General features: G+C 68.0%; 14 protein-coding genes. 7 read left to right on the top strand and 7 right to left on the bottom strand.

What is annotated here, in order from left to right:
- Positions 1–52: 52 nt before the first annotated feature.
- Entirely contained in the window at positions 53–580 is a 528-nt protein-coding gene (locus ACFYRU_RS01235) for a helix-turn-helix domain-containing protein (protein ID WP_387651634.1), read from the top strand.
- On the opposite strand, the gene ACFYRU_RS01230 is transcribed toward ACFYRU_RS01235, so the two are convergent.
- Complete coding sequence (locus ACFYRU_RS01230) at positions 577–1,383, bottom strand: dienelactone hydrolase family protein (RefSeq protein WP_387651631.1); 807 nt, start codon at positions 1,381–1,383, stop codon at positions 577–579. The genes ACFYRU_RS01235 and ACFYRU_RS01230 overlap by 4 nt on opposite strands.
- A gap of 72 nt (positions 1,384–1,455) precedes the next feature.
- Here ACFYRU_RS01230 and ACFYRU_RS01225 point away from each other — a divergent pair, with 72 nt between their 5' ends.
- Positions 1,456–2,427, top strand: coding sequence for a GlxA family transcriptional regulator (locus ACFYRU_RS01225; RefSeq protein WP_387651628.1), 972 nt, complete (start codon positions 1,456–1,458; stop codon positions 2,425–2,427).
- Here ACFYRU_RS01225 and ACFYRU_RS01220 read toward each other — a convergent pair.
- Both ACFYRU_RS01220 and ACFYRU_RS01215 read right to left on the bottom strand, forming a co-directional pair.
- Positions 2,424–3,389, bottom strand: coding sequence for a sugar kinase (locus ACFYRU_RS01220; protein ID WP_387651626.1), 966 nt, complete (start codon positions 3,387–3,389; stop codon positions 2,424–2,426). The two genes, ACFYRU_RS01225 and ACFYRU_RS01220, sit on opposite strands and share 4 nt — an antisense overlap.
- Before the next feature lie 12 nt (positions 3,390–3,401).
- On the bottom strand, positions 3,402–4,022 hold the full coding sequence (locus tag ACFYRU_RS01215; RefSeq protein WP_387651624.1) for a bifunctional 4-hydroxy-2-oxoglutarate aldolase/2-dehydro-3-deoxy-phosphogluconate aldolase: 621 nt from the start codon (positions 4,020–4,022) through the stop codon (positions 3,402–3,404).
- A 126-nt stretch (positions 4,023–4,148) separates the two neighbouring features.
- Between ACFYRU_RS01215 and ACFYRU_RS01210 the strand changes: the two genes are divergently transcribed.
- On the top strand, positions 4,149–5,942 hold the full coding sequence (locus tag ACFYRU_RS01210; RefSeq protein ID WP_387651621.1) for an exo-alpha-sialidase: 1,794 nt from the start codon (positions 4,149–4,151) through the stop codon (positions 5,940–5,942).
- A 2-nt stretch (positions 5,943–5,944) separates the two neighbouring features.
- Here the strand turns inward: ACFYRU_RS01210 and ACFYRU_RS01205 are convergent, their stop codons facing one another.
- From ACFYRU_RS01205 to ACFYRU_RS01190, 4 genes are all read right to left on the bottom strand, one after another.
- Positions 5,945–6,670 carry a hypothetical protein gene (locus ACFYRU_RS01205; protein WP_387651618.1) on the bottom strand — a complete coding sequence of 242 codons (726 nt, stop codon included), beginning with the start codon at positions 6,668–6,670 and terminating at the stop codon, positions 5,945–5,947.
- Positions 6,671–6,738: 68 nt separating this feature from the next.
- A complete protein-coding gene (dgoD, locus tag ACFYRU_RS01200; RefSeq protein WP_387651615.1) occupies positions 6,739–7,881 on the bottom strand; it encodes a galactonate dehydratase in 1,143 nt (380 codons plus the stop codon).
- Complete coding sequence (locus tag ACFYRU_RS01195; protein ID WP_387651612.1) at positions 7,878–8,585, bottom strand: FadR/GntR family transcriptional regulator; 708 nt, start codon at positions 8,583–8,585, stop codon at positions 7,878–7,880. The genes dgoD and ACFYRU_RS01195 overlap by 4 nt, the downstream gene beginning before the upstream one ends.
- A 14-nt stretch (positions 8,586–8,599) precedes the next feature.
- Complete coding sequence (locus ACFYRU_RS01190) at positions 8,600–9,322, bottom strand: SDR family NAD(P)-dependent oxidoreductase (protein WP_387651610.1); 723 nt, start codon at positions 9,320–9,322, stop codon at positions 8,600–8,602.
- A 183-nt stretch (positions 9,323–9,505) separates the two neighbouring features.
- On the opposite strand from ACFYRU_RS01190, the gene ACFYRU_RS01185 reads away from it, so the two are divergent.
- From ACFYRU_RS01185 to ACFYRU_RS01170, 4 genes are all read left to right on the top strand, one after another.
- The gene (locus ACFYRU_RS01185; protein WP_387651608.1) at positions 9,506–10,786 is read left to right on the top strand and encodes an extracellular solute-binding protein; all 1,281 of its coding nucleotides are present in this window, start codon (positions 9,506–9,508) and stop codon (positions 10,784–10,786) included.
- A gap of 152 nt (positions 10,787–10,938) precedes the next feature.
- Entirely contained in the window at positions 10,939–11,706 is a 768-nt protein-coding gene (locus tag ACFYRU_RS01180) for a carbohydrate ABC transporter permease (protein ID WP_387651605.1), read from the top strand.
- Positions 11,703–12,518 (top strand): carbohydrate ABC transporter permease, encoded by an 816-nt coding sequence (locus ACFYRU_RS01175; RefSeq protein WP_387651603.1) that lies wholly within the window; start codon positions 11,703–11,705, stop codon positions 12,516–12,518. The genes ACFYRU_RS01180 and ACFYRU_RS01175 overlap by 4 nt, the downstream gene beginning before the upstream one ends.
- Positions 12,515–14,509 (top strand): alpha-galactosidase, encoded by a 1,995-nt coding sequence (locus ACFYRU_RS01170; protein ID WP_387651600.1) that lies wholly within the window; start codon positions 12,515–12,517, stop codon positions 14,507–14,509. The genes ACFYRU_RS01175 and ACFYRU_RS01170 overlap by 4 nt, the downstream gene beginning before the upstream one ends.
- Positions 14,510–14,513 lie beyond the last annotated feature (4 nt).

Below are 14,513 nucleotides of genomic sequence, written 5' to 3'. Positions count from 1 at the left end.
CTTACCTTTCTCATTGTTTGAGAAAGGTAGCACGGCATGAGATCGTTGCGCCATGGATCCGTTGGAGTTGCTCGGTCATCCGGTGCGGCTGCGGATCGTGCACGCGCTGCGGGGCGAGCGGGAGCTGACGACGACCGAGCTGGGCGAGCGGATCACCGACGTGTCGAAGGCGACGCTGTACCGGCACGTCGACCTGCTCGCCGAGGGCGGGATCCTCGAGGTCGCCGAGGAGCGTCGGGTGCGTGGTGCCGTGGAGCGACGGTTCCGGTTGCGCGCGGAGCGGGCGTCGATCACACCGGAACAGCTGGCCGCGTTGACGGTCGAGGACCACCGGCGCGGGTTCGCCACGGCGATGGCCGCGCTGCTGGCCGAGTTCAACGCGTACTTGGACCACGACGGCGCAGACCCGATCGCGGACCTGGTCGGCTACCGCCAGCACGCCATCTGGCTGACCGAAGCCGAACTCCACCAGCTGATCGAGCGCCTCCGCGCCGCGATCCTCCCGGTCCTGCCGAACGAGGCGACGCCCGAACGTTCTCGCTACCTCCTCAGCCCGATCCTGTTTCCAGCTGAGTCCTAGTCGACCTGCAACCTGGCGGCGAGGAAGGTGAGGATTTCGTCGCGGGCTTGGGTTGTGGGGTGGCCGGATTCGTTGACGAGGTGGGCGGTTACTACGCTGTGCGCGCAGCCGACGATGTCGCGGAAGAATGGTGGTGGCTTCGGGTTCGCGGCCGCGGCGGGTAGGACGCGTCCGATGAACGCGTCACCCAGCAGGCGTTCGTACGCCGCGAAGCGTTGGCCGGTGCACCACCGATCGCCCTCGAAGCGGTACCCGAGCACCTGGAGGTCCTCGCGGCGAAACCGGTCCGCGATTGCTTCCGCGTCGGCGGCCGAGAGTTCGAGCTCGCCCGGCGCGTCCAGTGGCAGCGACGGGTGGTTGACGACCGGCGCGATCACCGCGGGTTCGAGCGCCATCGTGAGGGCGAAGTTGCCGGTGAAGCACAGTCCGATCGCGCCCACTCCCGGCCCACCGGATTCGGCGAGGGCGATCCGGGCGAGACCACGGAGCCAACTGCTGACCGGGCTCGTACCGCCGCCGGCGAACGCTCTGAACTCGGCGCTCACGCAGGCTCGCCGAACGATCTTCTCGCCCTCCTCGGCCGTCGGGTACGCGCCGTCGACCCCGAACAACGACGGTACGTACACGGTGAAGCCGGCGTCTCGCACCCACCGCGCGAGCCGCGCGACGTCCGGGCTGATGCCTGGCATCTCCGGCATGACGACAACAGCCGGTCCGGACCCTGTTACGTGCACCGTCTTGGCGACGCCGCCGACCTCCACGGTCCGATGGGCGAAGTCGGCAAGGGGATCATCACGGGTCATGACCTGAGACTGACCGGCTTGCGCGCCGACCGGTACTGGCGAGATCGCCAAGGACGTGGCTAATCTCGCCACATGCTCCGCCTCTCGGTCCTCGCGTACCCGGGCTGCTTCGCGTCGGAGATCTACGGCATCCCCGATCTGCTCACGATGGCGACCCGCGTCGCGCAGGCGCGCGGAGCGTCCGATCCGGCGTACGACGTACGGATCGTCTCGCCGCGGCATCGGGTACTCGCCTCCGGCGACGTGCGGATCCCGGTGTCCCCGCTGCAGGCGTCGGACGTCCTGGTCGTGCCCGGTTTCGAGGTCGGGCCGGCCGTCGATGTCGACCGGGTGCTGTCCCGTCTCGGTCCGGAGTTCGCGGCGATCCGCGCTCACGCGGCCGGCGGCGCCGCGGTCGTGTCCTTGTGCCTCGGGGCGTTCGTGCTGGCCGAGGCCGGTGTGCTGGACGGACGTACTGCCACCACCTCCTGGCTGTACGCGGACCGGCTTGCCCGCCGGTATCCGGCGATCGACGTCCGCGGCGATCAGTTGGTGGTCACCGACCGGGGCGTGACCACGGCCGCGGCGTTCAGCGCGATGTACGACTTCGCCCTCACCCTGGTCCGTTGGCACAGCGGTGAGTCCGTCGCGCGGACCACCGCGCGGATCGCGTTGATCGACGACTCGCGGACCTCGCAGACGCCGTACGTCGACCACTCCGTGCTCCCGGCCGGAGGTTCGACGTTCGCGGACGAGGTGAAGCGACGGTTGGATCAGCACCTCGATGCTGCGTACGACCTGGAGCGACTGGCCGGTGAGCTGCGGGTCAGTTCCAGGACGCTGCTTCGGCGGTTCGGTGAGACAACTGGCATGACACCGCTTGAGTACTTACAGGCGGCTCGGGTACGACGGGCCGGACAGCTGCTCGAGACGACCGGCCGGACGGTGGCCGGGATCGCCGGCGAGGTCGGGTACCGGGACCCGGCCTCGTTCAGCCGGCTGTTCAGACGTCACACGGGCAAGGCGCCGGGGGAGTACCGCGCCCAGTTCCGCCGCACGACCTAGCGGAGGGCGGTGCCTTGGGTGTGGGTGAGGAGGGTCAGGTCCTCGCGGGTGGGGAGGGATTCCCAGTCGCCGTACGCGGTGACGCAGAAGGCGCCGGAGGTGGTGGCTCGGTCGAGGCGGGCTTCGGGGGCGAGGCCGTCGAGGGTGGCGGAGAGGTAGCCCGAGACGAACGCGTCGCCGGCGCCGATGCTGTCGACAACCGTGACGGGGAGGGCCGGCCGGTGGACCGTCAGCACCTCGGGGAACGAATCGCCGGGGGGTGTGTCGGGGGCTGGTGTGGTGCGGGTGTGGGACCAGGCGCCCTTGCCGCCTGCGGTTACTACGACGGCTTGGACCGTGCGTAGTAGGTCGGTGATGGGGTCTTCGGCGTCGGTCAGGAGATCGAGTTCGTCGTCGGAGGCGAAGACGGTGTGGACGTGGGGGAGGAGTTCGCGGAGCGCCGTCGCGGCGTCGGGGCGGGACCAGAGGCGGGCTCGGTAGTTCACGTCGAGGGATACCTGCGCGGTGGTTGTGCGTACGGCGGCCAGTGTCGCGGCTCGTGCCGTGTCGGACAGCGCCGGGGTGATGCCCGTGACGTGCAGGAGCGTCGGCGACAGCTCGGCGATGGCAGCCGTGGTCTCGGCCGGGGTGAGGGTGGAGGCGGCGGAGCCGCGCCGGTGGTAGCTGACCCGCGTGATGTCGTGGGACGGCTGGTCGAACGCGATGAATCCGGTGAAGGCCTCGTCGGAGAAGCGGATCCGGGTGCCGACGTTCTCGGCGCGCAGGGTGCGCTGGATCAACCGCCCGGGCTCGTCGTTGCCGACGGCACTCAACCAGGTGACGTCGTGGCCGAGCCGTGCGACGCCGATCGCGACGTTGCTCTCGGAGCCCGCGATCGACAGGTGCGCGTCCCCACCCAGCCGCATCGGCCGCTCGGTCCGTACCGAAACCATCGTCTCGCCGAGCGTCAGCAGATCTGTCATTCGAGGGCTCCGTCAGATGTCGAGTTCGGTGCGGAACGTGCTGGCTCTGATGGCTAGTTCTGCCAGCGGGCCTCCGGTGGCAGCGTCACCGAGCAGCGGGGAGCCGACGCCGACCGCCACGGCGCCGGCGGCCAGGTACTTGGGGGCGGACTGCGCGTCCACTCCACCGACGGCGATGAGCGGCGCGTCCGGAAGCGGGGCGCGGAGTTCGGAGAAGTAGCTGGGGCCGTAGACCTTGGCCGGGAAGATCTTGGCCGCGGTCGCACCGAGATCCAGGGCGGCGACCACCTCGGTCGGGGTCAGCGCGCCGCAGAGCAGCGGAAGGCCGAGTTCGACGGAGCGATGGGCGCCGCGGGTGATCGCCGGGGTGACGGTGAAGTCCGCCCCGGCATCGGCCACGGCCACGGCCTGATCGGCGGTGACGACCGTACCGGCGCCGATCAGGATGTGCGGGTCGTACAGCGAGCGCGCCTTCGCGATCGCCTCGACGCCGCCGGGCGTGGTGAGGGAGATCTCGAGCGCGGTGATTCCCGCCTCGACGAGGGTCTCGACGCAGTCGAGTGCGGTGTCCGCGCGGTCGGCGCGGATGATCGCGAGCAGTTTCCGGCTGCGGAGTTCGGCAAGCAGATCCATGATCCCAACCTATTGGATGACGCTAGACATAGGACGTCCGATGAGCCCTGGCGTGGACGCCAAAAGTGTGGCTAAATTTCGAAGTAGACAACCGCCCCGTTGTTTACTTTCAGGAGGCATCCGCTCATGCCTAGGTTCAAAGCCCTGATGACAGCGCTCCTGCTCGCTGCGCTCACCATCCCGATCCCGACCACCGCCCAGGCAGCCGTCACCACCACAGTCCTGTTCAACAAAGGGGATGCCGGCTACGGCTGCTACCGCATCCCCGCGATCGTCAAGACCACGACCGGTGCGCTGCTCGCGTTCGCCGAGGCCCGCCGCTCCTGGTGCGCGGACTCCCAGGAGATCGACCTGGTCGTGCGCCGCTCCGACGACGACGGCCGCACCTGGTCGGCCACACAGACCGTTCTCTCCGGTACGGACGCCGACCCGAACGCGGTCGCCACCCGCGGCAACCCGGCCCCGATCGTCGACTACGAGACCGGCCGGATCGTTCTGTTGTCGACGATGGACCCAGGTACGACGAGCCGCCCGCGGACGCCGTACGTCCAGGTCAGTGACGACGACGGCCGAACCTGGAGCACGGCGAAGAACATCGGCGACCAGATCGACGACCCGGCCTGGGGCTGGTACGCGACCGGTCCTGTGCACGGCATCCAGCTCACCCGCGGCGCGCACGCCGGCCGCCTCGTCGCGGGGACCAACTACGACAACGGTGCCGGGCAGAACGCGGGTCAGCTCGTCTACAGCGACGACCACGGTGTGACCTGGCACAAGGGCGCGACCGATCTGCGTTCGGACGCGACGCCGCAGGAGATCAGCGTCGTCGAGAAGGTGGACGGCGGTGTTTACGCCGCTGCCCGCAACAACGCCGGTACGTCCGGCGCGAGCCGGATGGGTGCCGTGAGCAACGATGGCGGCGAAACGTTCGCCGCACCGTTCGCCACGATTTCCGGGCTGACCACGCCGGTCGTCCAGGGCTCCTTGCAGCGGCTTCGTGCGATCGACCAGGGTGCCAAGTACAACCGGATCCTGTTCGCGGCGCCGGCCGATCCGGACCGCCGGCGGTACATGACGATCCGGTCCAGCTTCGACGAGGGCCGGACCTGGCAGAGCGTCGACGAGGGGACGCGGATCACCAGCGACTGGTCCGGATACTCGGACATGGCGATCCTCGACACGGGTGAGATCGGACTGCTGTACGAGGGCGGGACGGTCGATGCGCGGGACCAGATCCGGTTCGCCCGGTTCACCGAGAACGACCTCGGGCTTCCGGATGCTCCGCTCGGCCCGACCACTCCGGACGTGTCCGGGTTGCACAACGACAGCTATCTGCGTGGTGGTCCGGTGACGGTCACCGGCAAGTTCGGGCAGGCGCGGGACTTCGACGGGGTCGACGATGCGATCCAGCTTCCGTTCGCGGAGTCGCTGGCGGTCGGTGCCGGGGACTTCACCGCGATGGCGTGGATCAAGTACGGCGCCTCGACGACGCCGCAGGCGATCTTCTGGGGCTACGGGATCAACGAGTTCTCGCAGTTCTGGCTGCGGGCGGAGCCTGCCGACGGGCGGATCCGCGGTCTGATCACGACCGGCGGCAACACCGCCGCCGTGCAGACGGCCCGTGCGTACAACGACAATGCGTGGCATCACGTCGCGCTGCAACGGAAGGCCGGGACGCTGTCGATCTGGGTGGACGGTACGCAGGCGGCGAGCGTCACCGCTCCGGCCGGATCGGTCAGCCCGGGCCGGCCGTTCAAGATGTACGTCGGCCAGCGCCTGGACGGAGCGCATCACTTCGACGGGTCGATGGATGAGGTACGGCTCTACAAGCGGGCGTTGACGTCGGCGGAGCTCAACGGCATCCGGACCGCCAACAGCACGTCGGTGCCCGACGTCGTACTCGATCTCCCGCTCGGGTGACATCAGACTGGCCTGGCGGAGAGGGTCAGCCGCCAGGTCAGTTCACCGCTCGCCGGTACCACGGCGGCGTCGTCGGGACCGGCTTCGGCGAGGTCGAACACCTTGCCCAGCATGGGTTCGACGCCGAGGCTTCGGTAGGGCGCGCCGGTGGGGAAGCCGCCTTGGTTGCGCCAGAGTGCTGTCGAGACTGGTTGCCCCGGGCAACTCAGTGTCATCGTCAGTTCGGCGCCGCGGTCGCGGACCGAGACCGTTGGGCAGTCCACCAGTACTGCGCCGACCGCGGTGCCGTCGGTGGGGCCGTACGTCGTGACTTTCGGCCAGGGGCTGGTCGTCCACGGTCCGTCGTCGGGGTAGAGGCGGCACTCGGAGAAGTCGGTGGTGATCGTGGCGCCCGGGAAGCAGTCGAGTAATGCGTGGGCAGCCCACACGAACCGATAGCCCGGGACTGCTTCGAGGTGGTAGTCCGCGGTGACTGTGCCGGCGGCAGTTGAGAAGGTGCGGGAGAGGACTGTGCCGTTGTGGGAGTGGCCCCAGGGGTGGTTCCAGAGGGCGCCGTGGTCGGGGGTGCCCCGGACGGTGGGGAAGCATTCGTCGAGACCGCCGGCGTCGACGAAGGTCGTCAGGCCGGTGCGGGGGCCGTCGATCAGGCCCGGTCCTTGCCACAACCACTCGCGTCCGGCCAGCCGCATCGAGGTCCAGCGACCGCCGTCAGCCAGGTCGACGGCCACGGCGGCCGCCCGGAAAGCCCCTCGGCCGAGATCTGGTCCGGCGGCGCGCCTACTTTCGCTGCGGTCGTTCACCATTCTGCGAAGGAGCCGTCGTCGTGGGTCCAGAGCGGGTTGCGCCAGGCGTGGCCGGTGCGGTCGGCTGCGCGGACGGCCTCCTCGTCCACGGTGATTCCCAAGCCGGGCAGGGGATTCCACTCCGCGTGGCCGTCGGTCCAGGTGAAGGGCGTGGGGTCGACCACGTACGAGGTGAGATCCGTCGTGTTGTAGTGGATGCCCCGGCTCTGCTCCTGGATCAGGAAGTTGGGCGTGGCGAACGACACCTGCAGCGACGCCGCGAGCGAGATCGGCCCGAGGGGACAGTGCGGCGCGAGCAGTGCGCCGTGCGCATCGGCCAGTACGGCGATCCGCCGCAGCTCGGAGATCCCGCCGGCGTGCGAGACATCGGGCTGTACGACGGCAACGCCCGCGTTCAACGGCGCAAGGAAGTCGGACCGGTGGTACAACCGCTCGCCGAGCGCCACCGGAACCGTCGACGTCGCGATGACCTCGGGAAGATGTGCCATCTGCTCCGGCAGCACCGGCTCCTCGACGAACATCGGCTGCAGACCCTCGACCGCCTGCAGAATGCGCCGCGCTCCGGCGACACCGACCCGCCCGTGCAGGTCGATCGCGACGTCGCGCGAATCACCCAGTACGGAGCGAGCGGCCGTCAGTCGTGTGACGATGTCGTTGATCTCGGCAACGGACGGCGAGATCTGGATCTGCCCGCTGGCGTTCATCTTCACGGCCGTCATCCCGGCCTCGACCTGCTCCGCGACCGCCTCGCCGATCGCTGACGGCTCGTCGCCGCCGACCCACGCGTACACGCGTACCCGGTCACGCACCCGCCCGCCGAGGAGCGCCGCCACGGGGGCGCCGTACACCTTGCCGGCGATGTCCCACAGGGCGTGGTCCAGCCCGGCGACCGCGCTGCTCAGCACCGGCCCGCCGCGGTAGAAGCCGCCCTTCGTCAGGACCTGCCAGTGCCGTTCGATCTGCAGCGGGTCCTGGCCGATCAGGTACTCCGCGAGTACGTCGATCGCGGCCCGTACCACCTCGGCGCGGCCTTCGACCACGGGCTCGCCCCACCCGACCACGCCGTCGCTCGTCTCGATCCGGCAGAACAGCCAGCGCGGCGGGACCAGGAACGTCTCGATCCGCTCGATCTTCACCGGCGCCCCTTCGAGCCACGTACCTCGGTCAGGTCCTCGGCGGCCTTCGCCAACAGTTGGCGCATCGCGAGCTCGGCGCCGTCGGGGTCGTGCGCACGGACCGCGTCGACGACCCGACGGTGACTGGGCACCGGGTCGCCGGACGGTTTCACCTTGTGTACCAGGCGGTCGCGGTCGGCGAGCCCCGTCTCCATGATCACTTCCATCTTGGTCAGCAGCTCGTTACCCGTTGCCGCGAGCAACGCCCGGTGGAACGCGAGGTCGGCGGCGACCGCGGCCAGGTCGTCCTCCGCCGACTCCATCGCCGCGAGCGCCTCGTCCAGCGCGGCCAGGTGCGAGTCGTCACCGCGTACGGCGGCCAATCGGGCGGCGGCGGGCTCCACGATGCCGCGTACCTCATGCAGTTCCTCGAGCAGCTCGGGCCGGGCGTCCGCGTCCTTGAAGTGCCAGCGGATCATGTCCGCGTCCAGGAGGTTCCAGTCCGAACGCGGCCGCACGAACGTACCGCGCTTCTGCCGCGCGTCGACCAGGCCTTTTGCAGTCAGTACCTTCAACGCCTCACGTACGGCGGTGAGGCTGACCCCGAGGTCGGCCTGCAGCTCGGTCACGTTGATGGTCGCGCCCTCCGGGATCGTCCCGGACAGGATGCGTTGCGCCATCACCTCCACGATCTGACCGTGCAGCCCGCGCTGAATCCCCGTCACTCTGCTGCTCTCCCTCACGCCGAATCCTTCACTGCCGACCATCCGCCGTCGACCACCAGGGTGGTCGCGGTCACGAACGATGCCTCCGACGAGAGCAGGAACGCCACCGCCTGCGCCACTTCATCCGGCTGACCGAGCCGCCCCAAAGCGGTCGCCTGCGCGCTGCGCTCCCGCCCCTCGGCGTCGACGCGGTCCCACATCGCGGTGACGACCGGGCCTGGGAGCACGGTGTTCACGCGGATGTGCCGACCGTACTCGACCGCGAGCTGCCGTCCGAGCGACACCAGTGCGCCCTTCGTCGCGGCGTATGCCGGATGTCCGGGGAGGCCGGCGATCGCGTGCACCGAGGACACCAGTACGACCGAACCCGCGCCGGCCACGAGGTCGTCGTACAGGGCCTGGAAGCCGAGGAACGACGCGGTCAGGTTGACGTCGAGCTGGCGTTGCCAGGACTGCGGGGAGAGTTCGTGCGCGGGTCTGACGTCGACGATGACCGCGTTGCTGACCAGGCCGTCGATCGGGCCGAGTTCGTCGCGGCCGCGGGACCGGACCTCTGCCCAGGTGTCCGGTGACGCGACGTCACCGACCACGCTGATCGCCTTGCCCGGCAGTTCCTTGCAGGGCTGGATGTCCACCTGTACGACCTGCGCGCCCTCGGCCAGCGCGCGTTCGGCGCAGGCCGCGCCGATCCCTGACGCGGCCCCGGTCACCACGATCACCCGCCCAGCCAGTCGCACGCGCGTCTCCTCGAAGTCCGGTAGTAGGGCATCAGTTCACCGTGACGGCGCTGTCCGGTCAAGCGATTTGCTCGTAATTTACGAATTAATATTGACACCTGCGACCGGCCGCCGCAAGATCGTCCGCAACACACCACTCACCCGACTGGCATCGCCGGACGGGCAGATCTCAGGAGTTCCGGCATGACCTTGGCAGCGGATCGGCGGACTTTTCTGAAAGGGCTCGGGCTGCTCGGCGCGGCCACCCTGGTTCCCGGGTGCGCGACCTCCGCGCAGAGTCCCGGCAGCGGCGGCGCGGCCACCGGTCAGGTGGCACTGCAGTCGAACCTTTCCAGCGAGCAGGCCAAGGCCGCGATGGAGAAACTCGTTGCCGCGTACAACAAGACCGGCGGTTCGCAGGTCAAGCTGAACACGGTCGCGGCGGAGATCTTCCGGACCCAGCTGCCGACGTACCTCACCTCGGCCAACCCGCCGGACGTGTACACCTGGTACGCCGGATCGGTCGCGAACTCGTACGCGAAGAAGGACCTGCTGCTCGACGTGACGAGCGTGTGGGACTCGATGGGCAACTACTCGAAGGCGATGCAGACGCTGTCGACGAGCAGCGCCGGGCAGAAGATCTTCGTACCGACCAGCTACTACTGGTGGGGGATGTTCTACCGGAAGTCGAACTTCGCCAAGTGGGGCGTGACGCCGCCGAAGACCTGGGCCGAGTTCGTTGCCGTCTGCAAAACCATTCAGAGCAAGGGGATTCCGCCGATCGGGATCGGGCTCGGGGACACGCCGTGGGTCGCGTCCGCCTGGTTCGACTACCTGAACATCCGGATCAACGGCGCGCCGTTCCACCGCAAACTGCTGGCCGGCGAGGGCGACTTCACCGATCCGAAGGTGAAGGCGGTGTTCACCAAGTGGCGCGAGGTGCTGCCGTACTTCGACCCGAAGGGCAAGTCGTTCCCGTTCCAGGAGGCGACGTCGGCGCTGCTGGCCGGCAAGACCGGGATGTTCCTGATCGGGACGTTCTTCGCGGACTCCGCGCCGAAGGATGCGCTCGACGACATCGACTTCTTCCAGTTCCCGATCATCGATCCGGCCGTACCGGTTGCGGAGGAGGCGCCGACGGACGGGTACTTCGCGTCGAAGAAGGTCAAGGATGCTGACGGGGTGAAGAAGTTCCTGGGCTGGCTGGCGACCGCCGAGGCGCAGGAGATCTACGTGCAGAACTCGTCGGGGACGGTGATTCCGGCGAACCCGGACGGGAAGGCGGCCGACACTGCGCTGGTGAAGAAGGGCAAAGCGATGATCGAGGGTGCGGCTGAGATCACCCAGTTCTTCAACCGCGACTCCTCCGACGCCCTCCAGCCCACCGCCGACGCCGCCCTCACCAAGTTCCTCGACAGACCCGACCAGATCGACCAAATCCTGAAGGACTGGCAAGCCGCCGCACAAAAGGTGTTCAAGGCGTGACTGCTACAGCTGTGGAGTCTCGGCGTCGGACCATCACCGGTGCGGCGGCACGTCGGACTCGGCGGGTCTCGCCGCTCATTCTTGCGTTTGTGTTGGTGCCGTTCTTGGTTGAAGCGGTGTGGGTGTTTTGGCCTGCTTTGCAGGGGTTTTGGTTGGCTTTGACCAGTTGGGACGGGTTGTCGGCGCCTCGGTTTGTGGGGTTGGGGAACTTCGGCGACATGGTGTCGGATCCGATCTTCCGGACCGCGTTGAAGAACACGGCGATCTGGCTGGTGTTGTTCGGTGGGTTGAGTGTGGTCGGCGGGTTCGGGATGGCCCTGCTTTTGCAGAAGGAGCGGCGCGGGGTCGGGATCTACCGGGCGGCGCTGTTCACCCCGGTTGTCTTCAGCCTGGTGGTGACGGCGCTGATCTGGCGAGTGTTCTACCAACCAGATGGACTTGTCGACACGGTGTTCCGATCCGTTGGCCTGGGCAACTTCGTCCGGCCGTGGCTGGCCGACCCCGACACCGCCCTGTACGCCGTGATCGTGCCGGCCCTCTGGCGCCAGATCGGGTACGTGATGGTGCTCTACCTGGCAGGCCTGAAAGCGGTCGACCCCGCCTTGTACGAGGCCGCCAAGGTCGACGGCGCCTCCGCCTGGCAGCGGACGCGGTACGTCACGATCCCGCAGCTCAAGGGCGTCAACTCCGTCGTACTGTCGGTCATCGTCATCGACTCGTTGCGATCGTTCGACATCGTCTGGTCGATGACGAAGGGCGGCCCGTACCACTCGTCCGAGCTGCTCAGCACGTACATGTACTCGACCGCGTTCCAGTCCACGCAACTCGGCTACGCGTCCGCGCTCGCCGTGATCATCTTCCTGCTCGCCCTGGCCGTCATCCTCGGCTACCTGATCCGCGCGTTCCGGGAGGAAGCATGATCCGCCGCGTCGGTTACCACACCGCGATGGGACTGATCTCGTTCCTCTGGATCGCGCCGATCCTCTGGGTGGTCGTGATCTCGTTCCGGTCGTTCGACGACGTCGCCGCGAACGGGCTCGGGTCGTTGCCGCATTCGTTCACGTTCTCGACGTACAAGTCGGCCTGGCAGGACGCGGACGAGTTCCGGGCGCTGATCAACAGCCTGCTCGTCACGATTCCCGCCGTACTGCTGAGCCTCGGGCTGGCGTCGGTGGCGGCGTACGGGCTGGCGCGGTACAACATCCCGTTCCGGCGGACCGTACTGCTGCTGATGTTGATGGGGAACCTGCTGCCGCCGCAGATCCTGCTGATCCCGATCTCGCGGTTCGTGGAGCTGATCGGGTACTACGACACGCTGATCGCGCTGATCGCCGTCCATGTCGGCTTCGGGCTCGGGTTCTACACGTTCGTGCTGCACGGGTTCATGCGGGACCTGCCGCGGGAGATCCAGGAGGCGGCGACGATCGACGGTGCCGGTCCGGGGCGCATCTACTCGGCGGTCATCCTGCCGCTGACCCGGCCGGCGCTGGCGGCGCTCGGGGCGTTGTCGTTCACCTGGATCTTCAACGATCTGCTCTGGTCGATCACGGTGATCAGGTCGGGCGAGAAGATGCCGGTGACGCCGGCGTTGCTCGGGCTGCAAGGGCTGTTCGTGTCGTCGTGGAACGTGATCGCCGCGGGGACGGTGATTGCGGCGGTGCCGACGGTGGCGGTGTTCCTGCGGTTCCAGAAGCACTTCGTCGGTGGGTTGGCGATCGGGGCGGTCAAGTGAGGACCTGGACGTTGCGTGGTACGTCGACGTCGTACGTGGTCGGCGTACCGGAGCACGGGTTGTGGGCGCAGTTGGTTGCCTGGGGCCCGGGGTCGGTCGAGATGATTGGTACCGAGCACTTCGTGCCGCGGGCTGATGTGGAGCCTTTGGAGTACGGCGTACGCGGGGTGCGCTACACGGCTCCTGTCGAGTTGGTGGTGAGTGGGCCGGACGGGTCTGACGAGCTGCGTCCGGTTTTTGCCGAATCATCTGTCGATGCATCACGTGATGTCTTGCCTGGGACTGAGCTGGTACTGGTGTTCGCGGATGGGGTGCGGGGAGTGCGGGTTGGGTTGCACTACCTGGTTGTGGGGGATGCGGTTGAGCGGTGGGTGTCTGTGGGGAACGACGGGGCCGACGAGCTTGTGCTGCATCGGCATGACTCGGCGGCGTTCGTGGTGCCGGCGGGGAACACGATCAGATACCTGTGGGGCGAGTGGAACAGTGAGTTCGAGCAGGGCTCGGTGACGCTGCCGCGCGGGCGGTTCGTGATCGGGAGTTCGCAGGGGATCACGGGGCATTCGTACTCACCGTTCCTCGCGACGGACGGGGAGGTCGCGTACGGCGTACAGCTGGCGTGGTCAGGCTCCTGGGAGATGACCGCCGACGTCGACACCACCGGCCTCCTGCGTATCCAAGCCGGTCGCAGCTCCTCGAGTCTGGGAACTCGGCTCGGTCCGGGGGAGACGTGGCATTCGCCGAAGGCTGTCGGCGCTTGCTCTGCTGAAGGCCCTGAGGGGCTGGCGCGGGTGTTCCATGCGTACGAGCGTGGTTTGTCGCGAGGGCGTACTCCGCACGTGTTGTACAACTCCTGGTTCGCGACCGAGTTCGACATCCGGGCGGAGCATCAGCTCGAGTTGGCCCGGCGGGCGGCAGCGATCGGCGTCGAGACGTTCGTGGTGGACGACGGGTGGTTCGTCGGGCGGTCGGACGACACCGGTGGGCTGGGTGACTGGGAGGTCGATCCGGCGAAGTTCCCGGACGGGCTGGACGGGTTCATCACGCAGTTGCGCGGGTTGGGGCTCGGCTTCGGGTTGTGGATCGAGCCGGAGTCGGTCAGCCCGCGGTCCCGGTTGGCGGCGGAGCATCCGGAGTGGATCCTGCGTACGGCGGGTCGGGAGCCGATCTTGATTCGCAACCAGTTGCTGCTGGATCTGAGTCGGGACGAGGTTGCGGAGTTTGTTTGGGGCACGCTGGATCGGTTGCTGTCGGCGTACGACATCTCGTACTTGAAGTGGGATGCGAATCGGCCGCGGTTGGACTCCGGGGATGTGCGGCGGGATGTGGACGGGCGGGTGGTGGCGAATCTTTACGCGATTCTGGATCGGCTGAGGGCCCAGTACCCAGAGGTTTTCGTCGAGGGGTGTGCTGGGGGTGGGGCTCGGGTTGATCTGGGGATGGCGTCCCGCGTTGACACGCTCTGGCCATCGGACAATACGGCGCCGTTGGATCGGCTGCGGATTCAGGAAGGGTTCCGGACAGGGTTTGCGCCGCATTTGATGAGCTCTTGGGTGACCGATGCTGTCGGCACGCATGACGGGCGGGAGCGGTCGCTGGACTTCCGGTTCCACGTGGCGATGGCGGGGGTGCTCGGGATCGGGGCGGATCTGTCGCGGTGGACCGACGATCAGTTGAAGACCGCGGCCCGGCACATCGCGCAGTACAAGGAGTTCCGCGAACTGATTGCTGACAGCAACGTCTACGGGCTGACGCACGGTGTCCAGTACGTAGGCGACCGGCGGTCGGTCGTGTTTCTGTGGGAGACCGGTGACGGCAACGTACGAGGCACCTTGCCCCATCGGCCGCGGCGGGTGCCGCTGGCCGGGCTGGATCCGGCGAAGAACTACCGGGTGGGTGACGACACCTACCCGGGCAGCTACCTGCTGCAGGTCGGGATCGCGTTCGACGGCACGACAGACTCGCTGTGCGTCGTCGTCGAGGCGCTCGACTGATCCT

The sequence above is a fragment of the Kribbella sp. NPDC004536 genome (genome assembly GCF_042873835.1).
Lineage (GTDB): Bacteria > Actinomycetota > Actinomycetes > Propionibacteriales > Kribbellaceae > Kribbella.
This window is presented reverse-complemented; position numbering and strand designations above follow the sequence as displayed.